The sequence below is a fragment of the Arcobacter siniprincipis (SeqCode) genome (genome assembly GCF_048571125.1).
Taxonomy (GTDB): Bacteria; Campylobacterota; Campylobacteria; order Campylobacterales; family Arcobacteraceae; genus Arcobacter; species Arcobacter siniprincipis.
In genome coordinates this window covers 268,856-292,845 of record NZ_CP182343.1, presented here as the reverse complement: position 1 = coordinate 292,845, position 23,990 = coordinate 268,856, and the positions used below count along the sequence as shown (strand labels likewise).

26 protein-coding genes and 5 tRNA genes are annotated in these 23,990 nt (G+C 29.4%); 7 read left to right on the top strand and 24 right to left on the bottom strand.

Annotation, left to right across the window (positions count from 1 at the left end; translation table 11 throughout):
• Nucleotides 1-4: 4 nt before the first annotated feature.
• Both ACNI3D_RS01530 and ACNI3D_RS01525 read right to left on the bottom strand, forming a co-directional pair.
• Complete coding sequence (locus tag ACNI3D_RS01530) at nt 5-2,611, bottom strand: two-partner secretion domain-containing protein (protein ID WP_419768027.1); 2,607 nt, start codon at nt 2,609-2,611, stop codon at nt 5-7.
• A gap of 79 nt (nt 2,612-2,690) precedes the next feature.
• Nucleotides 2,691-3,356, bottom strand: coding sequence for a response regulator (locus tag ACNI3D_RS01525; protein ID WP_419768026.1), 666 nt, complete (start codon nt 3,354-3,356; stop codon nt 2,691-2,693).
• Nucleotides 3,357-3,469: 113 nt separating this feature from the next.
• On the opposite strand from ACNI3D_RS01525, the gene ACNI3D_RS01520 reads away from it, so the two are divergent.
• Nucleotides 3,470-5,344 carry a 7TM diverse intracellular signaling domain-containing protein gene (locus ACNI3D_RS01520; RefSeq protein WP_419768025.1) on the top strand — a complete coding sequence of 625 codons (1,875 nt, stop codon included), beginning with the start codon at nt 3,470-3,472 and terminating at the stop codon, nt 5,342-5,344.
• A gap of 105 nt (nt 5,345-5,449) precedes the next feature.
• On the opposite strand, the gene ACNI3D_RS01515 is transcribed toward ACNI3D_RS01520, so the two are convergent.
• From ACNI3D_RS01515 to ACNI3D_RS01430, 18 genes are all read right to left on the bottom strand, one after another.
• On the bottom strand, nt 5,450-5,590 hold the full coding sequence (locus ACNI3D_RS01515; protein WP_164969762.1) for a hypothetical protein: 141 nt from the start codon (nt 5,588-5,590) through the stop codon (nt 5,450-5,452).
• A gap of 69 nt (nt 5,591-5,659) precedes the next feature.
• Nucleotides 5,660-5,736 (bottom strand) — tRNA-Met (locus tag ACNI3D_RS01510).
• 98 nt (nt 5,737-5,834) lie between these two features.
• A tRNA-Leu gene (locus tag ACNI3D_RS01505) sits at nt 5,835-5,919 on the bottom strand.
• Between the two features lie 62 nt (nt 5,920-5,981).
• Nucleotides 5,982-6,058: transfer RNA gene (locus ACNI3D_RS01500), tRNA-Arg, on the bottom strand.
• Between the two features lie 15 nt (nt 6,059-6,073).
• Nucleotides 6,074-6,150 (bottom strand) — tRNA-His (locus ACNI3D_RS01495).
• Between the two features lie 12 nt (nt 6,151-6,162).
• A tRNA-Pro gene (locus ACNI3D_RS01490) sits at nt 6,163-6,240 on the bottom strand.
• A 121-nt stretch (nt 6,241-6,361) separates the two neighbouring features.
• On the bottom strand, nt 6,362-7,141 hold the full coding sequence (locus ACNI3D_RS01485) for a thiazole synthase (protein WP_375722567.1): 780 nt from the start codon (nt 7,139-7,141) through the stop codon (nt 6,362-6,364).
• 71 nt (nt 7,142-7,212) lie between these two features.
• A complete protein-coding gene (gene cutA / locus ACNI3D_RS01480; RefSeq protein WP_419768024.1) occupies nt 7,213-7,524 on the bottom strand; it encodes a divalent-cation tolerance protein CutA in 312 nt (103 codons plus the stop codon).
• On the bottom strand, nt 7,521-8,906 hold the full coding sequence (locus ACNI3D_RS01475) for an NAD(P)H-hydrate dehydratase (protein WP_419768023.1): 1,386 nt from the start codon (nt 8,904-8,906) through the stop codon (nt 7,521-7,523). Before ACNI3D_RS01475 ends, cutA begins: the two co-directional genes overlap by 4 nt.
• A gap of 11 nt (nt 8,907-8,917) precedes the next feature.
• Nucleotides 8,918-9,244, bottom strand: a complete 327-nt coding sequence (locus ACNI3D_RS01470) for a translation initiation factor SUI1 (protein WP_375722564.1) — start codon at nt 9,242-9,244, stop codon at nt 8,918-8,920.
• Nucleotides 9,245-9,254: 10 nt separating this feature from the next.
• On the bottom strand, nt 9,255-10,244 hold the full coding sequence (gene tsaD, locus ACNI3D_RS01465) for a tRNA (adenosine(37)-N6)-threonylcarbamoyltransferase complex transferase subunit TsaD (protein ID WP_419768022.1): 990 nt from the start codon (nt 10,242-10,244) through the stop codon (nt 9,255-9,257).
• Nucleotides 10,241-10,798: an RBBP9/YdeN family alpha/beta hydrolase gene (locus ACNI3D_RS01460; protein ID WP_419768021.1), complete on the bottom strand. Its 558-nt coding sequence runs from the start codon at nt 10,796-10,798 to the stop codon at nt 10,241-10,243. Before ACNI3D_RS01460 ends, tsaD begins: the two co-directional genes overlap by 4 nt.
• Nucleotides 10,799-10,810: 12 nt before the next feature.
• On the bottom strand, nt 10,811-11,239 hold the full coding sequence (locus ACNI3D_RS01455; protein ID WP_129100937.1) for an Lcl C-terminal domain-containing protein: 429 nt from the start codon (nt 11,237-11,239) through the stop codon (nt 10,811-10,813).
• Nucleotides 11,236-11,520, bottom strand: coding sequence for a hypothetical protein (locus ACNI3D_RS01450; protein ID WP_129100936.1), 285 nt, complete (start codon nt 11,518-11,520; stop codon nt 11,236-11,238). Before ACNI3D_RS01450 ends, ACNI3D_RS01455 begins: the two co-directional genes overlap by 4 nt.
• Nucleotides 11,510-12,577, bottom strand: coding sequence for a 1-deoxy-D-xylulose-5-phosphate reductoisomerase (gene dxr / locus ACNI3D_RS01445; RefSeq protein WP_419768020.1), 1,068 nt, complete (start codon nt 12,575-12,577; stop codon nt 11,510-11,512). The genes ACNI3D_RS01450 and dxr overlap by 11 nt, the downstream gene beginning before the upstream one ends.
• A complete protein-coding gene (locus tag ACNI3D_RS01440) occupies nt 12,574-13,332 on the bottom strand; it encodes a phosphatidate cytidylyltransferase (RefSeq protein WP_375722558.1) in 759 nt (252 codons plus the stop codon). Before ACNI3D_RS01440 ends, dxr begins: the two co-directional genes overlap by 4 nt.
• A 90-nt stretch (nt 13,333-13,422) precedes the next feature.
• The gene (locus ACNI3D_RS01435) at nt 13,423-14,751 is read right to left on the bottom strand and encodes an NFACT RNA binding domain-containing protein (protein ID WP_419768019.1); all 1,329 of its coding nucleotides are present in this window, start codon (nt 14,749-14,751) and stop codon (nt 13,423-13,425) included.
• 11 nt (nt 14,752-14,762) lie between these two features.
• On the bottom strand, nt 14,763-15,275 hold the full coding sequence (locus ACNI3D_RS01430) for a hypothetical protein (protein WP_129100932.1): 513 nt from the start codon (nt 15,273-15,275) through the stop codon (nt 14,763-14,765).
• A 109-nt stretch (nt 15,276-15,384) separates the two neighbouring features.
• Between ACNI3D_RS01430 and thrS the strand changes: the two genes are divergently transcribed.
• The 4 genes from thrS to rplT all read left to right on the top strand — a co-directional run bounded on the left by thrS (nt 15,385) and on the right by rplT (nt 18,517).
• A complete protein-coding gene (thrS, locus tag ACNI3D_RS01425; RefSeq protein ID WP_419768018.1) occupies nt 15,385-17,193 on the top strand; it encodes a threonine--tRNA ligase in 1,809 nt (602 codons plus the stop codon).
• A 29-nt stretch (nt 17,194-17,222) separates the two neighbouring features.
• Nucleotides 17,223-17,717, top strand: coding sequence for a translation initiation factor IF-3 (gene infC, locus ACNI3D_RS01420; RefSeq protein WP_164969761.1), 495 nt, complete (start codon nt 17,223-17,225; stop codon nt 17,715-17,717).
• Nucleotides 17,718-17,859: 142 nt separating this feature from the next.
• On the top strand, nt 17,860-18,057 hold the full coding sequence (gene rpmI / locus ACNI3D_RS01415) for a 50S ribosomal protein L35 (RefSeq protein WP_013134115.1): 198 nt from the start codon (nt 17,860-17,862) through the stop codon (nt 18,055-18,057).
• A 100-nt stretch (nt 18,058-18,157) separates the two neighbouring features.
• Nucleotides 18,158-18,517 carry a 50S ribosomal protein L20 gene (gene rplT, locus ACNI3D_RS01410; protein WP_013134114.1) on the top strand — a complete coding sequence of 120 codons (360 nt, stop codon included), beginning with the start codon at nt 18,158-18,160 and terminating at the stop codon, nt 18,515-18,517.
• 66 nt (nt 18,518-18,583) lie between these two features.
• On the opposite strand, the gene mobA is transcribed toward rplT, so the two are convergent.
• The 4 genes from mobA to glmM form a co-directional block, all read right to left on the bottom strand.
• On the bottom strand, nt 18,584-19,162 hold the full coding sequence (gene mobA / locus ACNI3D_RS01405) for a molybdenum cofactor guanylyltransferase MobA (RefSeq protein WP_375722555.1): 579 nt from the start codon (nt 19,160-19,162) through the stop codon (nt 18,584-18,586).
• Nucleotides 19,163-20,431 carry a 3-isopropylmalate dehydratase large subunit gene (locus ACNI3D_RS01400; RefSeq protein WP_375722554.1) on the bottom strand — a complete coding sequence of 423 codons (1,269 nt, stop codon included), beginning with the start codon at nt 20,429-20,431 and terminating at the stop codon, nt 19,163-19,165. It lies immediately after the preceding gene.
• A gap of 78 nt (nt 20,432-20,509) precedes the next feature.
• Nucleotides 20,510-20,971, bottom strand: coding sequence for a signal peptidase II (lspA, locus tag ACNI3D_RS01395; protein WP_419768017.1), 462 nt, complete (start codon nt 20,969-20,971; stop codon nt 20,510-20,512).
• Nucleotides 20,968-22,302, bottom strand: coding sequence for a phosphoglucosamine mutase (gene glmM, locus ACNI3D_RS01390; protein ID WP_419768016.1), 1,335 nt, complete (start codon nt 22,300-22,302; stop codon nt 20,968-20,970). The genes lspA and glmM overlap by 4 nt, the downstream gene beginning before the upstream one ends.
• Nucleotides 22,303-22,392: 90 nt before the next feature.
• Between glmM and rpsT the strand changes: the two genes are divergently transcribed.
• Both rpsT and prfA read left to right on the top strand, forming a co-directional pair.
• Nucleotides 22,393-22,653, top strand: a complete 261-nt coding sequence (gene rpsT, locus ACNI3D_RS01385; RefSeq protein ID WP_129100925.1) for a 30S ribosomal protein S20 — start codon at nt 22,393-22,395, stop codon at nt 22,651-22,653.
• A 66-nt stretch (nt 22,654-22,719) separates the two neighbouring features.
• A complete protein-coding gene (gene prfA / locus ACNI3D_RS01380) occupies nt 22,720-23,787 on the top strand; it encodes a peptide chain release factor 1 (protein ID WP_375722551.1) in 1,068 nt (355 codons plus the stop codon).
• Nucleotides 23,788-23,990 lie beyond the last annotated feature (203 nt).

Below are 23,990 nucleotides of genomic sequence, written 5' to 3'. Positions count from 1 at the left end.
TTCCTTATTTCTTATTATCATTGATATAAAATTGTTCTTCTACTCCAGAAGGTAAATTAACAGCATTATTCACTAATGTGATAATAGAATTTTCACTAAGAGGAATTCTAACCTCAGAAGAACCTGTTTGTTCTTGAATCTCAGACAAAGATGCTAATTTTTTATTTGTGTTTGTTTCTACTGCTGAAGCTATGAAATTATTGCTTTTATTTGCTGTTGTAGTAGTTAAACTACTATTTTTAAAAGCAACTTTTTTTGGTAGATTATATTGAGTACTAGTTTTATTATCTATTGTTGTTATTATTTTTTGTATATTAGTATTATTGGTATTTGCATTCGTATTGGTGTTGTTTGGTGTTGAAACATATTTTCCTATTACCCAAGTAGTTACACCATCTTTTGTTACGAGTATTGGGTAATTGTTTTTAGGAAGAGTTTCATCAAGTTTTATATCCCATCCAGCATCTTTAAAGGTATTTATATCTTGCATTTGAGCAGTTGTCAAACCTGTTACAGTTTGATTGTTTTCATCCTCTCCTATACCATTTATTTGACTAGATGTTTCTTTATTATAAAATGAATTTGTAATTGTGGAATAAGAAGAGTTTTTTCCAACTAATCCTCCTACATAATTTCCACTTTCAGAAGAAACAGAACCAGAGGCATAAGAGTTAGAGATATTTGATTTATGATTCTTTCCAACCAATCCTCCTACATAATTTCCACTTTCAGAAGAAACAGAACCAGAGGCATAAGAGTTTTCAACAGTTGAATTGCTATTTGTAGAATCATTCTCTCCAACCAATCCTCCTACATAATAATTTCCTTTAACAGAACCAGAGGCATAAGAGTTAGAGATAGTTGAATTTCCATCAATATTATAATTATTTCCAAGCAATCCTCCTATACTATATCTTCCTTTAACAGAACCAGAGGCATAAGAGTTAGAGATAGTTGAAGTTCCCTCAAAATTATAATTATATCCAACCAATCCTCCTACATAATCTGTTCCTGTAATATTTATATTTGTTAATCCTACATTTTGAATAGTTGAATTTCGTGTATATCCAAATAGACCTACACCATCTTGAGAAGATCTATTTATATATAAAGAATCAATAGTATGACCTAGACCATCAAAGCTTCCTGTAAATCTGTTTGAACCATTTCCAATAGGATTAAATCCTTTTCCGCTATCCCAATTTTTTGTATCACTAGCATCAATATTACTTCCTAATACATAATGACCTGATAAATTTCCTTGCATTCCTTGTAAATCAGTTCCTGTTGTTGAACCTGCACTTCCAAGGTCAGTGATAACTTTCCAAGTAATCTCACTTCCAGCGCTTCCTTTTTTTGTAAAGAAATTATCTCCAGCACTTAGATTAACAGGTGCATTGATATGATAATCAGAATTTCCTCCATCATTTGAACCTTGCCCATAATAAAGAGCAAGTTTTCCATCACTTTTGGCATTAATATTTGAATTGATAAAAATATCATTGTATGCATTAAGAGTTAGTTTTGCAGTGGTATTCCAAGTAATAGTATCATTGATATAAATATTTCCTTCATCACTTCCTGTTGCATTATCTGTTTGAATTGAAGTATCTGTTCCATTTTGTAAAGCTGTTTCATAAGCTGTTGCATCACTTACTGTTAAGTTTGTTGGGTCTATTAACCAAGTTTTAGCTTTGATATTTGTATTTTTATCTATAGTAAAATCTTTTCCAGAAGTTTCCACAAACCCATCAGTAGCACTTATAGTACCACCAACTTGTGCTTCCCCACCATGGGCAAATAGTTCAACTTTACCAGTTAATCCATTCAAAGAATCAGCTTCAATAACACCTGTGTTATTAACTACTCCTTTAAGTAATTCATTTACTGCATTTGTTGTAAGATAAATCTCTCCACCATCTGCTTTTATTGAACCACTATTTTTTACAATAGAATCTAAGATTCCTTTTTTTACTGTTAGGTTTAATAAAGAATTACCATTTAGATTAATACTATATTCATCTGCTCCTACTAAATGGATCTTTCCTTTTACTGCTTTTATACTTCCTTCATTTGTTACTTCTTTTCCAGCTAAAACTGCATAGGCTTCATTTGAGATATTTATTGTTCCTAAGTTTATAACTGAGTTTGAAGAAGAGTTTTTAAAGTTATAGTTTCCTATATTAAAATCATTGTCAGAGAGTTTTGCAGTTGTTGCTAATAGACCAGCTGTATTAATACTAGCATTTTTACCAAATAAAACTCCATTTGAGTTTAATATCCAAACTTGACCATTTGCATTAAGTGCTCCATTAATAACAGATTTTTCATTTCCTATTACTCTATTTAATGTAATTGAAGAGCTATTTGGTTGTTTGAAGTTTACTGTTTCATTAGCTTTAATACCAAACTTTTGCCAATTGATAGTTGCCTTTTGGGTGGATTGGTTTATATTTGTGGTATTTCCATTTTGGGAAATATTTGCAGTTCCACTTGTAACTACTCCTCCGCTAGGAGCAGCATATGAGATAGTAACTCCAGCTAAAAGAGCTGATACTATCATACTTATCTTTCTTATAAATCTTGATTTATATTCTAGCGATTGATTCATTCTTATTTCCTATATATCTTTTTATACATAAATTATAAAACATGGAAATTAGAATGGCGTTAGAAAATAATTTTTTTTATTAATCTTTTAGGATATAGCCTATATTTATACTATTGTCTATATGTAAGTTTGGTAGTTTTTTTCTTATTCTATATACAAGTTCTCTTAAGGAATTAAATTTTATAGATGCCTCCACATTCCATAAGTGATTTATTAAGATTTCAGGAGAGATATAGGTGTTTTTATTTTGAAGTAATAACTCAAAACATTTTAATTCATTTTTTGTAAGTTTTATTAACTCATTATTCTCTTCTACTGTTTTATTTATTATATGATATTTATAAGTGGCTATTGTTATATAATCATTATTTTCTTCTACTTCAATATTTGTTTCACAAACCATCAAGATAGCTTCCAAATCCTCTTTTGATACGGGCTTAATAAGATATCCATTGGGTTTTGATAGTTTTGCCATTTGTAAGGTTTGACTATCTTTATATGAAGTAATAAATACAATTTTTATGGTTTTGTTTATTTCTCTTAGTCTTTTGGCTATTTGAGTGCCATCTAATGACCCCTTTATTAAAATATCCATAAAAACTAAATCAATATTTTCTTTTTTAATAAATTCAAAAAAACCTAAATAACTATTAAATGTAGCTTTTACAGTATGTCCTTTTTTCTCTAAGGAGTCTTTTAAAAACATCATCATAATTGCTTCATCTTCTAAAATAATAATATTCAAACGCTAATCTCTTTCTTTATTCTTCTGTTTTTTATAATATATATTCATAACTTAAAACAGTATAATACTTATTTTATTATTATATTACACATAAAATACGAGAAAGGTTTATTTTGAGAATATACTATTTAATTATTTTACTTGTTAGTTTTTCTTCTGTTTTTGCAACAGAAATTGATTTATCAAATAAAAATTTAACTTATGAAGGTAAAAAGATGAGTTATTTTGAAGATAAAGACTCATCTTATACTATAAATAAAATAAAAGAGCTAAATAATAAAAGCTTTACAAAACAAGAAAAAGAAGTTTTTCTTAGGTTTTTTACTGACTCTACTTATTGGTTTAAATTCGATGCATTAAATGAAACAAATAATAAATTAAAAAGATATTTTGTATTTGATACACCTTGGATAGATACCATTAATATTTATATATATGATAACCAAAATAGATTGACAACTTATAAATTGGGTACCTTATTACCTTTTAAAGAGAGATCAATGAAGATTAATCTTCTAAATCAAGCCCATAACTTCTCTAAAGGTAAATCAACTGTATATTTACAAATAAAAACAAGAGATCCTTTTATAATACCTTTTTCAATTTTAAGTGAAAAGAACTTTTATAAAAAAATAATGAATATGGATTTGATAGTAATAAGTACTTATAGTATTGTTTTTGCTATTTTTATTTTTAATATTTTAATATTTATTATTGCAAGATATAAGCCATATTTTTATTACTCTTTATATTTATTATCATATCTTTTGATGAGTTTAAGTTATGATAGCCATACTTTTAAATATATATTCTACGACTACCCAAATATTCAAAACTGGATGCAATCTCTTACTATCCTTTTCTACTTGATTTTTAGTTTACTCTTTGCTAAATCATTTTTAGAGTTAAAAGATAACTTTCCTAAAATAAATTCCTACACAAATTATATTTTGATTGGGCATATTGGAATATGTATTCTTGCTTCTATTTTAGGATATAAATATACTATTTTTTATGCCTCTTGTATTACTCCATTATTTAGTATCTATATGTTATTTTTAGGAGTTTACTCTTATTTAAAGGGAAATAAAAAAGCAGTATTCTTTACTTTAGCAACTATTTTTGGCTGTACTGGTGCCTTTTTAACAGCTTCAATTGCAGCTTCTATGATTGATTATAATTGGTACTTGTTTAAAGGAGTGGATATTGGAGTAAGTATAGACTCTATTCTTTTTTCTATTGCTTTAGCATATAGATATACTTCCTTGAACCTTATTTTAGAAAATACTAAAAAAGAAGTAACTCTACTAAATAAAAACTTAGAGAAAAAAGTTGAAGAGAGAACAAAAGAGTTAGATATACAAGTAAAAAATAAAACAGTATTATTGAAAGAGTTATCACATAGAATTAAAAATAATTTGCAAATAATAAGTGCCTTATTATATATGGATAAGGACAAAATGCTTAATGAAAAAGATAAAGATATTTTGGATGAAAATATAAAAAGAATCAAATCCATATCTATATTATATGAGAATTTCTTAGAAATAGAAAATCCAAATAAAATTGAGTTAAAAAAGTATATTGAAAAAATCATATCTGAGATCAAAAATAGTTATTCTTCTTTAAATATCTCATATGATTTAAAGATTCACAAAATCTTATTAAACCAAAATAGTCTAATCCCAATAGGGCTTGTGATGAATGAGCTAATATTAAATAGTGTTAAATATGCTTTTAAACAAACAGCTAATCCAAAAATTAGTATCTGCTTTTCTAAAGATGATAAAAATATAAATTTTATCTACAAAGATAATGGTATTGGTGCAAATATTGATAAAGTAGAAAGTGGTTTTGGATTTAGTCTTATTAAAACTCTTATCTCTTTTCAATTAAATGGAAAAATTAATTGCAAAAATAATGAAGGGTTGGAATATAATATTACACTTCCTAAGAATTCATTTCTTGATGAAAAAGTTTTAAAATAAGAGATTTTACTATTTTTTAACAAAGTAATTAAATACTATTAGTTTAATGATTATTTATCATTGAACCAATGTACATAATTAATTTACATTTGAATTAGTATTTTTTTACTTTGAGGGGTTTAATTTTGAAGCAGTAGATATTTTTATTCCAGCTTTGCTACAAGCATCTTTTATGTTTTCATTATTTTGTATTAATCTAATAAAAACTTCAACTTTATCTGTTAATTTTATGTTCGTTATTGACATGTATTCCTTTCATTTTTTATTTAATTTTAAAAATCTAAATTAGGGTATTAAATCTTTGTATTATTGTTTTGGTTGCGGAAGCAGGATTTGAACCTACGACCTTCGGGTTATGAGCCCGACGAGCTACCGGACTGCTCTATTCCGCGCTAAGTAAATATTATATAAAGTAAAATTAAGATTAAAGTCCCAAGGGAGTATTTAAAAATTAAAGAGCTTATAAATATTGAATTTATTTTAAAGTAGATGGTGCGGATGAAAGGACTTGAACCTTCACACCTTGCGGCACCAGATCCTAAGTCTGGCGTGTATACCAATTTCACCACATCCGCGCACATAAGCGTCTAAATAAGACAAAAAAAAGATTTATGTTAATTTAACAAAAATCTAAAAGTGGTACTCCCTAATGGATTCGAACCATTGGCCTACGCCTTAGAAGGGCGTTGCTCTATCCAGCTGAGCTAAGGAAGCACTTAAAAATAAAAATGGGGTAAGTAATGGGGCTCGAACCCACGACCCTCTGAACCACAACCAGATGCTCTAACCAACTGAGCTATACCTACCAATTTAAAAAATGGTCGGGGCGAGAGGATTCGAACCTCCGGCCCCCTGGTCCCAAACCAGGTGCGCTAACCAGACTGCGCTACGCCCCGAAACAACACTAATCTTTCGAAAAGTGGACGGAATTATATTAAGTTTTTAAACATTTGTCAAGAGTAAAATTGAGAAATGTGTACAAATTTCTCAATTTTAGCTAATTTTTAGTTTCAGACCCTAAAATTGAATCAATCCATCAATAGGTGAACTAGCTGTTGCATAAGGTTTTTTAGGGATTCTTCCCGCTTTATAACCCATTCTTCCAGCAAGTACTGCATACTTCATAGCTTCTGCCATTGCTATTGGATCTTTTGCCCCTGCAATTGCAGTATTTGTTAAAACAGCTTCAGCTCCTAATTCCATAGCTATGGCTGCATCACTTGCACAACCAACACCTGCATCAACGATTACAGGAACTTTTACTGCATCTTTGATAAATGCTATGTTATATCTGTTTTGAATCCCTAGACCGCTTCCTATGGGTGCAGCTAATGGCATAATTGCATCAGCCCCTGCTTCTTCTAATCTTTTTGCAATGATTGGGTCATCATTTGTATATGCCATAATTGTAAAACCCTCTTTTTTTAAGATTTCACAAGCTTTGATTGTCTCTATTACATCTGGATATAGAGTTTTTTGTGCATCACCTATAACTTCAAGTTTAATCAAGTCTATTCCAGTAGCTTCTCTCATAAGTCTAAAAGTTGTGATTGCTTCATCTGCTGTAAAACACCCTGCACTATTTGGTAGAAGTTTTACATTTGTATCTTTAAAATAATCTAATAAGTTCTCTTCATTTGGGTTCATAATATTAACTCTTCTAATAGCCACAGTAATTAGTTCACTTCCACTTGCTAGTGTTGCATCTTTTGTAGTTTGAAAATCTTTATATTTACCACTTCCTACTATTAATCTACTATTAAATTCATAATTACCAATTTTTAAAATATCACTCATTTTTTTCCTTCAATTTTGTTTTACAATATAATTTACGGTTCCAAGCTTTAAAAAGTGAAGCAGTTCACTTCTTATTTACAGCTTTCACCTATAAAATTTTTATATTCTTTACTAGCATTTTCTATATCAATAGATATAATTTCAGGCAAATCATAGCTATGATTTTCTTTTATTTCCCTTTGGATTTTTTTAAAGTTTTTCTTTTTAGTTTTGATTGAAAGAAGCTTCTCTTTATCCTCACAAAGTTCATCTTTCCAAATATATAAAGACTCAATACTACTTATTTGTATACAAGCTGCAAGTTTTTTATCAAGTAAAATTTTTGCTATAGTTTTGGCTTCTTGGATATCTTTACATGTTGTTTGAATAATACACATTTTCATAATTTTGTAACCTCATCGATAATATCTTGTGGAGTTAAGGCATAAGAGTTTTTAGCAAAATTACTTGCTGCAAAACTATGTGCCAAAGATGCAGTTATTGTTGCATCTAAAGAGTTATAACCTTGTGCTAAAAGTGAAACTATAAGTCCAGATAAAGCATCTCCACTTCCACCTTTGCTTAAATTTGGTGTGCCATGATTATTTATATATCTTTTTTCAGCTTTTGCGATAATCGTATTTGCACCTTTTAAAAGTAAAGTGACATTTGCATATTTTTTTGTAAACATCTCTACATATTTAAATCTATCATGTTGTAAAGTATTTACACTAATATCAGCAATATTACAAAGTTTTAAAAGTGCACAAAACTCTTTTGGATGTGGAGTTAAAACAAGTTCTTTATTTAAAAACTCAAGAAGTAACTCTTCATAAAATAAATCAGCATCTATAACTTTTGGGATTTTAAGAGCTAAAATACTTCTTATCTCTTCAATTTCATAATTTCCAAGTCCCATACCAAGAGCTACTGCTGTACAGTTTTCAGGTAAAAAATGACTTTGCATAATATGATATGGCAAGTTCAACTCTTTGTGGCAAACAGCAGTTACTAAACCAGCGCCAAATTTAAAAGCAGCATCACAAGCTATTCTTCCTGCCCCACACTTTTCACCCATGATAATACCAACATGACCAAAAGTTCCTTTATGCGAATTTTTATCTTTTCTAAAAGGAAGTTTCATATCAGATTTTTCTAATAAAAAAGTATTACTCTTAGCTTCATAAACTTCCCTTTGAACTCCTAAATTAGCGACAATAATTTCGCCCACATAGTTTTTAGATATATCAGAAAATAAAGACTTTTTGTAAGCACCCATAGTAATAGTTGTATCAGCTTTAAAAGCCACACTATTTATTTGTCCCAAACTGTTTATTCCACTTGGAATATCACAAGCTATTTTATAAGCATCAAGATAATTTACTCTTTTCAAAAGTTCAATTGAGTTCTCATCTAAGTCTTTATTTAAACCACTTCCAAATAAACAATCAACAACAACATCACAACTACACACAAAATCTAACTCTTCTATGCCTAAAAGTTTTACTCTTTTTAGCTGTAGTTGTGCCATTTGAGATTTTGCACCAAAAGGAAGATAAAGCTTTACATCAAATTTTTTATATAAAAGTCTAGCTAAGGCTATCCCATCAGCTCCATTATTTCCAGGACCACAGACAACAAAAATAGTACTTTCATCTTCAAACTTCTCTTCACAAAATCTTGCCATGCTAGATGCAGCATGTTCCATTAGTATATCTTCTGTTAAACCAAACTCTTCGTAACATCTTTTATCTAAAGTTCCAACTTCATCAAATACTTTTTTCATGGCATACTTCTTTATTTGTTTTTAAATTTCCATCCATCTTTTGATAAGATTTCTATTATTTTTTGTTTTACATCACCTTGTAACTCTATCCACTCTTCTTTAATAGCTCCACCGCAGGCAAGCTTTTTCTTTAGAAGTTTTAGTACCTCTTTTTTCTCATCTTCACTTACATAAAACCTACCCACTAAAGTAACTGGTTTACCTTTTCTTTTTTCATAGGTAAATACCAATTGATGAGAATTTTTTGGCTCTATTTTATTTGATGGCTTTTTTTTCTTACCTTCTTTTTTTGTATCAAAACTATCGCCACCTAATTTTGCACCCATTTCAAATATCATATTGTCACCTCTAAAATACCTTTACTCTTGTTTGAACATCAAGTTCATTTATAGATATAAAATCACTCACTTTATATTGCTCAACTGCGACTCTTCCTATCATAGCTGCATTATCACTACAATATTTAAGTTCACTTAACATCAAAGTTGTTCCATATTTTCCACAAAGATTTTCAACTTCACCTCTTAAGCAAGTATTTGCACTTGCTCCTCCTACTATTGCGAAGTTTTTAGGAGCATTTTGTTTAAAGAGTTTTTTTAACTTTTGCATGATATGTTCAACTGCTGTTTTTTGAAATGAAGCACAAATATCTGCTTTTATCTCATCACTTAAAGTTCCTTGTTTTTCTATCTCAACTCTAACTGCATTTTTTAAACCTGAATATGAAAACTCTATTTTAGGACTTTGTCTAAGAGGTACGGGAAAATCAAACTTTTGAGCATCTCCATTAAAAGAGAGTTCTTGAATAACAGGACCACCTGGATAACCTAAGTCTAACATCTTGGCAACTTTATCAAAACTCTCACCAAAACTATCATCCATAGTACTAGCTAAGATTTTCATATCAACTAAAGAGTTCACTTCTATAATTTGCGTATGTCCACCAGAAACTAAAAGCACAGTTAAAGGCAAAATTGAATCTTTTTCAATAAAAAGTGAATAAATATGTCCTTTTAGATGATTTACAGCTATTAAAGGAAGATTTAAAGAGATAGCCAAAGCCTTTGCCATAGTTACACCTTCCATAAGTGTAACAGATAGTCCTGGGGCATTTGTAACTGCGATTGCTTTTAGTTTTGGGAAATATTCTTTGCACTCTTCAAGTATTTTGGGTAAAGCTTCCACATGAAGTCTTGCAGCAAGTTCAGGTACAACTCCACCATAAACACTATGTTGAAGTTCTTGGGATATTTTTTTGTGATAAACAAGTCTATTTGTATCTATTCCAGTTATGGCTATAGAGCTATCATCACAAGAAGATTCGATACTAAGAATCATTTAGCATTTTCCTCACAAGTCTCTTCTCTTTTTATCCAATCTAGTGCACAGTCAAGTTTTCCAAATCCAGAAGCTGCATTTATATGTCCTGCATTTTCCATTATTTTCATACCAACATTTAACTCTGTTTGTAATTTTATTGCTTCTTCTATTTCCATATATGGATCATTTGTTGAAGCTGCCATTATTATCTCTTTTGCTTTTAAATCTTTTACAATAGGATATGGATAAAAACTTTGTGCTTCTTTTACGATTCTATTTCTACTAACAGGGGCTACTAACATAAGTTTATCAAGACTTATGTCAAGTTCACTACAAGTATAAAACCAAAGTACATTTGCCAAAGAGTGACAAACTACAATATCAGGCTTGAAATGTTTAATCTCTTTTTTTAAAAACTCTTTCCACTCACTTAAATCAGGGTTATCTCTACTTGGAAAAGCAGGAAAAGATACAATATAATTATCTTTTATCAAATCACTTGCTAAATGTGCTTGCCAATGGGGGAAATCACTTCCTCCCAAACCATGTAATATCAAAACTCTTTTATTCACTTTCTACCTTTTTTATTTACTTCTTACACATCTAACTAATTTTAGTTTGTGTCTACTATCATAATATGCTGTTCCACTTACAAAATACATATAATCAGCATAAAACCACAAAGTTCTCCAGTGAGCTGTACTTGCCCAATAACCGTCACTTAGACTATATTTAAAAGCTCTATTTATATTTTTTTTGGTATTTTTTTTATCAACTATTAGAGCAAACTCTTCAATATCTGGCAAACGCCAATCATCAAAGCCTGCATAAGATAACTTATCACAATAATCTTGGGCATCTGGATGAGTTAGATAATTTGTAACATTTTGTTCACTATCCATCCAAACTAATTTATTTGCATCATCTATTACGATATTTCTATCATTGTCTCTATGTAAAGAGGCTGCATTTAAAACTGCTATTAACGATATTATGAGTAGTAAATATTTCATTCTCTTATCTTTGAGTTAAATTTTCCTTTTTGAATTCTATCATTTGTAAGTTCATCAAAAAGTTCTATGTCTATTTTACCATTTTTTTTAAACACAAGTCCAACTAACTCTTTTTTTGACTCTTGAACTTCTTTCTCTTCTGATTTTGCATGGACTTTCCAGTTTTCAAACTTTGCTTCATAATCTTTAATTGTCTCTTTTTCAAACTTTGTTCTTGTAAAGATTAAGTATACAACTAAAACTAAAAGTATTCCAAAAGGAATCATTAAATCAAGACTCACAATAAGCCCTAACTTCTTTATCCCAAGCAAAGATTTCTTCTAATGAACTTGGATTTACATTGTGAAAATGATTTATTGCATCAAGGGTAATTTTTGAGATATCTAAAAATCCTATTTTTTCATTTAAGAATTTTGAAACTGCAACTTCATTTGCAGCATTTATTACTACACCTAAATTGGGATTTGTTAGAATTTCATCTTTTATGCCCCAGATTGGATATCTTTGTTCTTCTATTTTTTTAAACTCCAAAGTTCCAACTTCTACTAAATCTATATGTTTAAGTATATTTTCATCGACTCTACCTAAAACAGCGTATGAAATAGGAAGTTGCATATTTGCATTTGCAATATGAGCAGTTGTACTTCCATCAGTAAAATTGATAAGTGCATGAATTAGCGATTTTGTCTCTATGATTGCATCTAGTTTTGTTGTATCGAAAAGCCATTTTGCTTCAAGTAGTTCAAAAACCTTATTTGTCATGGTTGCACTATCTATTGTGATTTTATTCCCCATTGACCAATTTGGATGATTTAAAGCCTCTTTTATAGATACATTCTTTAACTTCTCTAATGGATAATCTCTAAATGATCCACCACTAGCAGTTATTGTCATAGAATCTATTTTTTTATCTTGTAATAAGTACCATAATCCAAAGTGTTCACTATCTATGGGAATAAGATTATTTTGGTCTATAAAAGCACCCGCTACTACTAATGATTCTTTATTTGCCAAAGCTACTTTTTTACCACACTCTATTGCTTTTAGTGTGGGTTTAAGTCCCAAAAATCCTACAAGTGAATTTACAACTGTTTTTGCATCTGATTGTTCAATCGCATTTAGAACTGCTTCTTCCCCATAAAATACATTTGTATGATTTACTTTTGAAATATCATCTTTTGAAGCAATTACTACGGTTTTTGGATTGAACTGTTTTATTTGAGCATTGAGTAATTCTATATTTTTCCCTGCAACTAAAACATCAATATTTAGGTTAAATTTTTGTGCGATATTTAGAGTATTAACTCCAATAGAACCAGTACTTCCTAATATTATCAAAGTATAGCTCTTAATAAAACTAACATCACAACAGAAGCAAATAAGAAACCATCTGTTCTATCTAATACTCCACCATGACCTGGTAAAATACTTCCACTATCTTTAACATCTGCTTCTCTTTTTAGATAACTTTCAAATAAGTCACCAAAAATAGATGAAATAGCAACTACTATAGAAATAACTAAAGTCCCCATATAAGTTATTCCATCAATTGCAAATATTGGACCTAAAATAGCTGCTAAAATGATACCTCCAGCTACACCCTCTAGAGTCTTATTTGGACTTGTTTCACAAAATTTTGTTTTCCCAAAAGCACGACCCACATAATAAGCTCCAACATCAGCAGAAGCTACCACAAATAACATCCACCAAAGAACTCCTATTCCATACTCATTATATAAAGTTAAAAGTGTTAGAAATGAGATAAGTGGATATAAGAAAGGAAGAAATACTTTTTTATCCATATCTCTTTTGTAAGCTAAATTAGAAGCAAAAATTACTAAAGCTATTAAAACTAATATTTCAGGATAAGGATAAAAATAAGCGATAATCCAAGTAATAGCGGCATATTGAAAGACTGTTGAATCTTTTACTTTAAAAAGATTCATCGCTTCATCAATACCCACGATCATAAAAGCACCAAGAAAAAGCCAAGTTACAAACATAGTATTTATATAACTTACTAGAATAAATACGGCAAATAAAACAAGTGCTGTTTTTATTCTCGTTGAACTTGAAGAAATTAACTCATACATTGAAAACCTTTGATTTTTTCATATTTTATCTTAAGTTTTCTTTCTATTTTGTAAATAAACTTTTTAAGGCTTATTTTGAGTATATTTTATTTAAATATGTACATCGATTGTATCATAAGGATTATATAAAACATTTGCCCCATTTTGAACTTTTACATTTCTTCTTTGAGTAAAATCAACTAAATATTTTCCACTAAAATCTGTTGAAAATTTTACACATAATTCTGCTGCTTTATATATAACATCTATGGGAAGGGTCTTTTTTGTATTTTGTACTATTACATGGGAAGAATTTGTACTTTGCATATGAAACCAAAAGTCACTTGCTTTTGAATTTTGAAGTAAAAATATATTTGAACGCTCATCCGTTCCTAGAAGTATTCTATACCCATCGAAGAAAAAACTCTCAAATGGTTCTTGTTTTTTTGTTTTTGTTTGATTTCTTTGTTTTTTAGGAAGTAAAAATTCTACTTCATCAATAGACTTACAAAGTTTTATATTTGAAATCATTCTATTTAAAAATTCAGATTTTTTTTCTAAATTCTCTTTTTCTATAGAAATATGCAAACTTTTTTGTTTTAGTTTTTTTGCTTTTTTAAAAAGGCTATTTGCATAAATAGAAGGATTACTACACTCACTTAAATCAATTTCTACAACACTTCCATCATAATTATTTAGTTTTGCACTTTTTTCATATGGTTTTATTAGGTGTAAATTACTCAAAATCAAATTTGCTTTTTCGTATAAAAGTTCTGATTCTTTTTCTAATTCATCTTTTTGTGGCAAAGTTTTTAAGACTTTTAATAATTTGGCACGATTTTTTTCTATTTGTGATATTTTTTGTTTTTTTAAACTGGCTAATAAACTTTGTTCTTTTTGAAGATAATTATTAAGTAAGAACTCTTCTGTGTCTTTTATCTCTTCCATTTTGGGTATAAAGGTTTGTTTTGGGATTTCATCTAATTTTTCACCAACTTTTACAACCCTAGAAGAGCTGAATTCATCTATATGTCTTAGGGCTTCTAGGATTATTTCATTTTCATCCAAAATGATGATATTTGTATGTTTCCCTGTAAATTCAAACTGTAAAACTGTAGTTAATTCTTTATATGAAGATTTTGAATTTACATAGATTCGAATAATCTTATCATCATTGTGCATTGTGATATTTTTTATTCTTGAGTTATTAAATCTTTTTTGTAAAATAGTATCAAAAGGTGCGATAAAATCTTTTTGTGATGAAATCTTTTCATCTTTTTTATATATTAAGCTATTGCTTTTTGCCATATCAAAATATATTACATTTCTGTCATTAAACTCAATAAAAATAGTGTTGTTTTCTACTCTTCTTATTTGTCTTATTATTTTACAATTTGCATTTAAATATTCAACAATATTTTTTATAGCATAATATTTCATTTGGTTCCAATTTATTTTAGTGTGTATTTGTTATATTTTAAAATTACTCGTTCTGCTATATCTATCATTTTTATATTTAAAACTTTAAATTTCTCATCTTTTATATTTAATAATAATTTATCATAAGTTATAGAATAAGGATATAGCAAAAAATAGATATATTCTTTTGATTTTGATTCTTTTCCTAGCTCCTTAAACCACATCGATAAAAGTGATATATAAAGCATAGAGGGATTGAAAGATACACCTTCTTTTAACTCCTTTGATAACTCTAAATTTAAAAAATTATAAGCTTGCAATATGGCAGAAATTGTATATGAATTTTTATTATTTAAATAATAGTCATTTTCTTTTGTAACTCTTTTTAACTCTTTTAAAATATCTTTAGAAGTATCTTTTATATAAATATTTATTTCATCATCAATTTCAAATTTTTCATCTTCAATATTTTCATAAGATGTTATAATGTCCTTACACAAGAGTAAGAGTGCTTCTGTTTTTATTTTAGATAAGTTAATAATCATACACAATTTTATCTAAAGTATTCTAAATAAGCACAACTCTAAAGTTTTTTAAGTCTAATTAAGTTAAAATATATAAATTTTATAAAAAACTTAATGAAAAAGGAAATTATTGGAACCGATTGGCGTATTAAATGATGGTCAAATTTATGACCTTCAAACTGCGGAAGCTTTGAATATTCAAGGAGAGGTAATAAAAGCCGATAACTCTAAAGAATCTTTAGAGATTTTAAGACACTCATGTGCCCATCTTATGGCACAAGCTATCAAAGAGTTATATCCAGAAGCTAAATTTTTTGTAGGACCTGTTGTAAGTGAAGGTTTTTACTATGATTTTAAAGTTGAATCAAAAATATCAGATGAAGACTTACCTAAAATTGAAAAGAAAATGAAAGAGTTAGCAAATGCTAAACTACCTATTGAAAGATACGAAGCATCAAGAGAAGAGATTTCACAAAAATTTAATAGTGACGAACTAAAACAAGCTGTATTATCAAGAATTACAGATGAGACTCTGACGATGTACAAACAAGGTGATTTTGAGGATTTATGTAGAGGTCCACATTTACCAAATACTAGAATGATAAGAAGTTTTAAACTAACAAGAGTAGCTGGTGCTTATCTTGGTGGTGATGAAAAAAATGAGATGATTACTAGAATTTATGGTATTGCATTTTTTGATAAACAAGAACTTTTTGATTATGTGAAAATGCTAGAAGAAGCTAAAAAAAGAGATCATAGAAAACTAGGAACAGAACTTGAACTTTTCACATTTAGTGATGAAGTAGGAGCAGGTCTTCCTATGTGGCTACCAAATGGGGCAAGACTTAGATCAAAATTAGAGCATATCTTATACAAAGCTCACCGAATAAGAGGATATGAACCAGTTCGTGGTCCAGAAATCTTAAAATCTGAGATGTGGAAAATATCAGGTCACTATGCAAACTACAAAGAGAATATGTATTTTACTACTATTGATGAACAAGAATATGGTATCAAACCAATGAACTGTGTTGGACATATTCAAATATTCAAAAATAATTTGGTATCATATAAAGACCTACCAAAAAAACTTTTTGAGTATGGGGTTGTTCATAGACATGAGATGAGTGGTGCAATGCATGGATTATTTAGAGTTAGAGAATTTACTCAAGATGATTCACATATATTTTGTACACAAGATCAAATAAAATCAGTAATCTTTGAAGTTTTAGAATTCGTTGATGCATTACTTAAACTATTTGATTTTAAATATGAAATCGAAGTTTCTACAAAACCGGAAAAAGCAATCGGTGATGATATTTTTTGGGAAAAAACTACAAAAGGTATCATGGATGCACTTGATGAAAACAATATCACATATGGTATTGATGAAGGTGGTGGAGCATTTTATGGTCCTAAAATTGATATTAAAATTCTAGATGCTATTGGAAGAAAATGGCAATGTGGAACTGTTCAAGTTGATATGAACTTACCTTCAAGATTCAATGCTGAATTTATCAATGAAAAAGGTGAGAAAGAACAACCAGTTATGATTCATAGAGCAATTCTAGGTTCTTTTGAAAGATTTATTGGTATATTAACAGAACACTGTGCAGGTGAGTTTCCATTTGTTATTGCTCCTACACAAGTTATTTTTGTACCAATTGCGGATACTCATAATGAGTATGCAAAAGAGCTACAAAAAGAGCTTTTACAAAATAGCATCGATTCTAAAATTTTCAGTATGAATGAAAGTTTAAACAAAAGAATCAGAATGGCAGAAAAACAAAGAGTTCCAATGATTGTAGTAATTGGAGATGAAGAAGTTGAAAACAAAACTGTAGCACTAAGAGATAGAAGAAAAAGAGAACAATCAAACATGGGTAAAGATGAATTTATCCAAATGTTAAATGAAATTAATAAAGGAAGTGAAATTTGAGTCGAGGAAATAAAAAAGACGATGTTATAATGAATGACGACATTACAGCTAAGGAAGTTAGATGTATGGGTGACGATGGTACTAACTATGGTATCATCTCAACAGCAGATGCTTTAAAAACTGCGGATGAACAAGGTCTTGATTTAGTTCTAATTGCGCCAGAAGGTAAACCACCTGTTGCAAAAATAATGGATTATAGTAAATTCAAATATCAACAAGAAAAAAAGAAAAAAGAAGCTAGAAAAAATCAAAAAGTGATTGTTCTAAAAGAAGTGAAATTTTCTGTTAAAATTGCTGAAAATGATATTAACTATAAAGTTAAACATGCAATTGAATTCCTTGAAAAAGGATTTCATGTAAAATGTAGAGTATTTCTAAAAGGTAGAGAGATGGCTCATCCTGAAGCTGGAGCAGAAGTACTTGAAAAAGTATGGCCTATGCTAGAAGATTATGGTGATAGAGATTCTGAACCAAAACTTGAAGGAAGATTTGTAAACATGATGGTTCTTCCTAAAAAAGACTAATTTCCACTTAAGTAGAAAGAGATAATTCCTCTTTCTACAAAAACTTCAAACTAACTTAAACTTATCTAAAGCTTATTTTTACTATAATCACAAACTTTTTCTAATATCGAAGAAGAATGCAAATTTAAGAAAGGAGAAATCCATGCCTAAAATGAAATCAGTTAGTGGAGCTTTAAAGAGATTTAAAGTGAAAAAAAATGGTTCAATTAAATGTGGTTCAGCATTTAGAAGTCACATCTTAACAAAAATGTCAAGAAAAAGAAAAGTGGCATTAAGAGGACCTCAAACTATTGATAGCACTGATGCTACAAGAGTTAGAAGAATGTTGTGTAAAGCGTAATTAATTAGATTTAATTACAAGTCCCTCCACAAGTATGTGGACAAGTTCGGCAAAAGCCGACACCAATATTAAACAAATATATGGTTAAGAAAGGAATAAAATGCCTAGAGTTAAAACTGGTATAGTTAGAAGAAGAAGACATAAAAAAGTTCTAAAAGCGGCAAGAGGTTTCTTCGCAGGTAGAAGCAAACACTTTAGAAAAGCGAAAGAACAATTAGAAAGATCTTTAGTATACGCATACAGAGATAGAAGACAGAAAAAAAGAGATATTAGAAAGCTATGGATTATCAGAATTAATGCAGCTTGTAGATTAAATGATATCAACTATTCAAGATTCATGAACGGTGTTAAATTAGCTGGAATTGAACTAGATAGAAAAATATTAGCTGATATGGCAATGAATGATGCAGCAGCATTTACAACAGTTGCAACAGCAGCTAAAGCAGCATTAGCAAAATAATTTTAAATTTGCAAAAATAAAAAAGGGGTTTGATTAATTTCAAATCCCTTTTTTTATGGACAATTTTTATATAAGAGAAAGTGCTTTTTGGTAATCTTCTTTTTTATTTAAATTTAAAAATTCATTTTCATCAAAAAACTCGATTTTTTTAAGTTCTATTTTTTTTAGTAAAAAGCCTATTTTATGATTATTTTCTTTTATCATTTCATTTATTATTGGCAGGCAAGCCTTATTATAAACTCCACATAAATTATGCTCTCTTGATGTTGTTGCAATTGTACTATTACTCAAACTTTCATCTATTAATTTCTCAATTGAGTCAATTTTTACAAAAGGAGTATCTACAGTTATTACAAATACTTTATCTGATTTTACAGTTTCTAAAATACTTTTTAAAGCTATCAAAGGTGAACTTTCATCACTAATATTGTCATATATAATATTTTCATGACTTTTTAAAAAATCGAATTTATTAGTTTTTGAAGATAAATAAATATCTTTAAAATGGGGTTTTAATCTATCAAATTGATATTGAGTAAGAGTGTTGTAATTAGAAAAAGGAAGAAGTGCTTTGTCTTCTCCCATTCGTGAGCTTTTCCCACCACAAAGGATTACACAAGGTATATCAAATTGTGGTGTTATCATTTATAAACTTCTAGGATCTGTAATATATCCACTTATTGCACTTGCAGCTGCAACGGCAGTATTTGATAAATATATTTTTGAACTTCGAGATCCCATTCTTCCAACAAAGTTTCTATTTGTAGTAGAAATACAAACCTCATCATCACCTAAGATTCCCATATATCCACCTAAACATGCTCCACAAGTAGGATTAGAAACAACTCCACCTGCATCAACTAAAGTATCAATATATCCAAGTTTTGTAGCTTCTCTTAATATCTTTTGAGTTCCTGGAGTTAAAATAAGTCTTACATGTCTTGCAACTTTTTTACCTTCAAGTAATTGGGCAGCCACTTTAAAATCAGATAATCTTCCATTTGTACAGCTTCCAATAAATACTTGGTCAACTCTAATATTATCTTCAACAGCTTGATTCACACTATGTCCATTTGATGGTAAAAATGGATATGCAATTACTGGATTTAAAGATTCTACATCTATAACAATCTCTTGACAATATGTTGCATCATCATCAGAATAATGAATTTTAGGTTCAGCTCTTAAACTGTCTCTGCTATCTAAGAACTCTTTTGTAACTTCATCATATGCAACAATACCATTTTTAGCCCCTGCTTCAATAGCCATATTACATAAAGAGAATCTATCATCCATGCTTAAATATTTAATTGAATCACCTGTGAATTCTAAAGCTTTATATAAAGCTCCATCAACTCCAAGTATTCTAATAATCTCTAAGATTAAATCTTTTCCAGTAATATAAGGACCTGGTTTTCCTTTGAATACTACTTTAATAGACTCAGGTACTTTAAACCAGTTTCCACCAGTAATCATTCCAAAAGATATATCAGTACTCCCCATTCCTGTACTAAATGCACCTAATGCACCATGTGTACAGGTATGTGAATCAGCACCAATAATAACATCACCTGGTAATACTAATCCTTTTTCTGGTAAAAGTGCATGCTCGATTCCCATGTCTTTTTCATCAAAAAATAGTTTTAAATCATGTTTTTCAGCAAAGTCTCTTGAAATTCTTGCTTGATTTGCCGATGCAATATCTTTTGCAGGAATAAAGTGGTCAAGTACTATTGCAAAACCATCTGGATTTGCTAGTTTTTCAAAACCACCCTCTTCAAATGCTCTAATAGAAATAGGAGTTGTAATGTCATTTCCAATAACCATATCAATTGGACTTCTTACAATCTCACCTGCGTAAACTTCATGTCCTACATGTTCGCTAAAAATCTTTTCTGTAATTGTTTGACCCATCTTTTCTCTCTTTATTAAACTTATCTTTTTTAATTTGCTCGATTATAGCTAAAATCTGTTTAGCTTTCAAAAACTCTATTAAGCTCTTTTTTTATCTTCTTTATATTGTTTATACTGCATATATAAAATTATTGCAATAGCAAAGTCAATAATTACATCTGCAAAATTAAATATAGCAAAATCAAAACCACAATGCCAATAAACATAATCAACAACTGCTCCATAAGTAAATCTATCTAAAATATTAGACAAACCACCTGCTAGTAGTATTGAAACAGGAATATAGTATTTCACAAATATTTCTTTATTTAAATATAAATAAATCAATATAGAAGCTATAAGTGTTAATTGTATAAATTTTAAATATTCACTCAAAAATTCAAACATAGAAAATGCAACACCATAATTGTATGCAAGAACTAAAGATATGCAATCACTTTCAAAACCAAAATTTAAAAATACAAAACCATATTTAATAGCTTGGTCTATTAAAACTAATAATACAAAAATTACTAGTGAAACAATTAATTTTTTATTCATAATTTTTTAGTTAAAAACTCTATTAATTTATCCATATATTCATTTACTAACTTTTTATCTCGACCTTCTATTAGAACTCTTAATTTATTTTCAGTTCCAGAGTATCTAATTAAATCTCTCATTCCCTTTGATTTGATTTCTGCTTGAAGTTCTTTCAAACCTTCAATTTTATCTAATGGGATTTTTTCATTTACTTTTATGTTTTTTAACACTTGTGGATAAAGTTCAAATTTATTTAAAGCCTCACTAGCTTTCTTACCACTTTCTAAAACATATGATAATACTTGAAGTGCAGTTGCAAGACCATCTCCTGTTTTTGAAACATCAGAGAAAATAACATGTCCACTTTGCTCTCCTCCAAAATTGATATGATTTTCTTTCATATTTACTAAAACATTTTTATCACCAACATCTGTTCTATTTAGTTTTAAATCAAATGAGTCTAGGTAGTCCTCTAAGGCTTTATTACTCATAACTGTTGCAACACAAGCTTCACCTTTTAAAAGTCCCTTACTGCTTAGATAGACACATAAGGCACCTAATAGTTTATCCCCATCAACAGTATCACCATTTTCATCTATTACAACAAGTCTATCTGCATCTCCATCTAATGCCAATCCAATATCAGCTCTCACTTCTTTTACAACTTTTGCAACATTTTCTGGATACATTGCACCACTTAATTCATTGATATTAAATCCATTTGGTTTTGCATTTATTGTAAATACTTCAGCTCCTAGTTCTTCTAAGATTGTTGGTGCTACTTTATAAGCTGCACCATTTGCACAATCAAGAACAATTCTTAGACCACTTAATGTTAAATCTTTTGGAAATGAACTTTTAATTGATACAATATATCTTCCAATAACATCATCAATTCTTTTTGATGCCCCTATTTCTTTTCCTGTTTTTTGAGCTTGAATTATCGCTTCTTCGTCAAAAAATAGTTCTTCAATTGCTTTTTCACAATCAAGTCCTAGCTTATTTCCATTATGATCGAAAAACTTGATTCCATTATCTTCAAAAGGATTATGTGAAGCAGATATCATAATTCCAGCATCACATCTCATTGATTCTGTTAAGAATGCAATAGCAGGAGTTGGCATTGGTCCTATTTGTATAACATCATATCCTACGGCCGTCAGTCCTGATACAAGTGCATTTTCAATCATATACCCACTTCTTCTAGTATCTTTTCCTACTAAAATTTTGTTTGTATATGAATTCTTTCTAAAAAATATTCCAGCAGCCATTGCTAGTTTCATTACAGTCATTGCATCTAAAAATGACCCCGCTTGTCCTCTTACACCATCAGTACCAAATAGTTTCATGAAAAATCCTAAAATTAAACTTAATTTAAACTTACTTTAAAGTTATTTGGCTAGTATTCTAGCCTTAAAAAAATTATAAAGAGGTTAAAAATGGCAAACCACAAATCTTCGGCTAAAAGAGCTAAACAAACGTTAGTAAAAACTGAGAGAAACAGATTTTATAAAACAAGAATTAAAAACATAACTAAAGATGTATTATCTGCAGTTGAGGCTAATGACAAAGAAAAAGCAACTGTTGCTATGAAAACTGCTAATAAATACATGCACCATTGTATTGCAAAAGGTATCCTTAAAAAAGGAACTGCTGCTAGAAAAGTTAGTAGACTACAAGTTAAAGTTAACGCACTTTAATAAAATTTTACTATCATAAAAATATGGTAGTTAATTTTATTTATTTGCTTATACATACTATAAAATATGTTACAAGATAAATTACAACTATTTATTGATAGATATGAGGAGATTAATGGATTATTAGCTTCTCCAGATATCTCTTCAGACATAAAAAGGATGACTTCACTTTCAAAAGAGCAGTCAGCAATTGAACCAATCGTAAATAAAGCTAAAGAATATATAAGTGTATTAAAGGATATTCAAGATAACAGATTGTTATATGATGATCCAGAGTTAGGTGAATTAGCAAAAGAGGAACTTAGAGATTTAGAGGTTAGAAAACCTGCTATTGAAGAAGAAATAAAAGTTCTTATGATACCTAAAGATCCTAATGATGATAAAAATATTTTTATAGAATTAAGAGCTGGTGCAGGTGGGGACGAAGCAGGAATATTTGTAGGAAACCTATTTAGAGCATACTTAAGATATGCGGAACTAAAAGGGTGGAAAGTTGAGATAATGAACCAAAGTGAGAATGAAGCAGGTGGATACAAAGAAATCGTAGCTTTATTTAAAGGTGAACAGGTTTATTCAAGACTAAAATATGAAAGTGGAACACATAGAGTTCAAAGAGTTCCCGCAACAGAATCTCAAGGAAGAGTTCATACTTCAGCAATTACTGTGGCAGTTATGCCAGAAGTTGATGATGTTGAAGTTGAAATTGATCCAGGTGATTTAAAAATTGATGTTATGAGAGCTAGTGGAAATGGTGGACAATCTGTAAATACAACAGACTCTGCGGTTAGAATTACGCATATTCCTTCAGGACTTGTGGTAACCAACCAAGACCAAAAATCTCAACATAAAAATAAAGATAAAGCAATGAAAGTTTTAAAAGCTAGACTTTATGACATTCAAATGCAAGAAAAAATGGACTCAGAAGGTGCCAGCAGAAAAGAGCAAGTTGGAACTGGTGATAGAAGTGGTAGAATTAGAACTTATAATTACCCACAAGGCCGAATAAGTGACCATAGAATTAACCTAACATTATACAGACTTGAAGCAGTTATGAATGATGGAGTATTTGATGAAATCATAGACCCATTAATCACAGATGCACAATCAAAAGCAATTGAGGCTAATGGATTATAATCCATTAGTTTCACTTTTTTATCTACTTTCGTAATCAAAATGTAATCATTTTAAACTACACTTTCACCTATTAAAATACAGTAATGAAAATATTCCAAAAATTGAAAAATTAAAAAGAGAGTTATAACTTTTTTTGATTTTAGTTATAGCCCTTTATCTTTTTACGCGAACGATTAGAGAAAAGGCTATAAATAGGATTAAAA

Excerpts from the sequence above, each read along its gene's own strand:
- ACNI3D_RS01440 (WP_375722558.1), bottom strand. The coding sequence starts at position 13,332 with ATGTATGAGTTAATTTCTTCAAGTTCAACGAGAATAAAAACAGCACTT.
- lspA (WP_419768017.1), bottom strand. The coding sequence starts at position 20,971 with ATGAATAAAAAATTAATTGTTTCACTAGTAATTTTTGTATTATTAGTT.
- ACNI3D_RS01400 (WP_375722554.1), bottom strand. The coding sequence starts at position 20,431 with ATGGGTCAAACAATTACAGAAAAGATTTTTAGCGAACATGTAGGACAT.
- infC (WP_164969761.1), top strand. The coding sequence starts at position 17,223 with ATGAATGACGACATTACAGCTAAGGAAGTTAGATGTATGGGTGACGAT.
- ACNI3D_RS01455 (WP_129100937.1), bottom strand. The coding sequence starts at position 11,239 with ATGAAATATTTACTACTCATAATATCGTTAATAGCAGTTTTAAATGCA.
- ACNI3D_RS01515 (WP_164969762.1), bottom strand. The coding sequence starts at position 5,590 with ATGTCAATAACGAACATAAAATTAACAGATAAAGTTGAAGTTTTTATT.
- ACNI3D_RS01470 (WP_375722564.1), bottom strand. The coding sequence starts at position 9,244 with ATGATATTTGAAATGGGTGCAAAATTAGGTGGCGATAGTTTTGATACA.
- ACNI3D_RS01530 (WP_419768027.1), bottom strand. The coding sequence starts at position 2,611 with ATGAATCAATCGCTAGAATATAAATCAAGATTTATAAGAAAGATAAGT.
- ACNI3D_RS01485 (WP_375722567.1), bottom strand. The coding sequence starts at position 7,141 with ATGAGTGATATTTTAAAAATTGGTAATTATGAATTTAATAGTAGATTA.
- ACNI3D_RS01430 (WP_129100932.1), bottom strand. The coding sequence starts at position 15,275 with ATGATTATTAACTTATCTAAAATAAAAACAGAAGCACTCTTACTCTTG.
- rpmI (WP_013134115.1), top strand. The coding sequence starts at position 17,860 with ATGCCTAAAATGAAATCAGTTAGTGGAGCTTTAAAGAGATTTAAAGTG.
- glmM (WP_419768016.1), bottom strand. The coding sequence starts at position 22,302 with ATGAAACTATTTGGTACTGATGGTGTAAGAGGACAAGCGGGGTCATTT.
- prfA (WP_375722551.1), top strand. The coding sequence starts at position 22,720 with ATGTTACAAGATAAATTACAACTATTTATTGATAGATATGAGGAGATT.
- tsaD (WP_419768022.1), bottom strand. The coding sequence starts at position 10,244 with ATGATTCTTAGTATCGAATCTTCTTGTGATGATAGCTCTATAGCCATA.
- cutA (WP_419768024.1), bottom strand. The coding sequence starts at position 7,524 with ATGAAAATGTGTATTATTCAAACAACATGTAAAGATATCCAAGAAGCC.
- mobA (WP_375722555.1), bottom strand. The coding sequence starts at position 19,162 with ATGATAACACCACAATTTGATATACCTTGTGTAATCCTTTGTGGTGGG.
- rplT (WP_013134114.1), top strand. The coding sequence starts at position 18,158 with ATGCCTAGAGTTAAAACTGGTATAGTTAGAAGAAGAAGACATAAAAAA.
- ACNI3D_RS01475 (WP_419768023.1), bottom strand. The coding sequence starts at position 8,906 with ATGAAAAAAGTATTTGATGAAGTTGGAACTTTAGATAAAAGATGTTAC.
- rpsT (WP_129100925.1), top strand. The coding sequence starts at position 22,393 with ATGGCAAACCACAAATCTTCGGCTAAAAGAGCTAAACAAACGTTAGTA.
- ACNI3D_RS01435 (WP_419768019.1), bottom strand. The coding sequence starts at position 14,751 with ATGAAATATTATGCTATAAAAAATATTGTTGAATATTTAAATGCAAAT.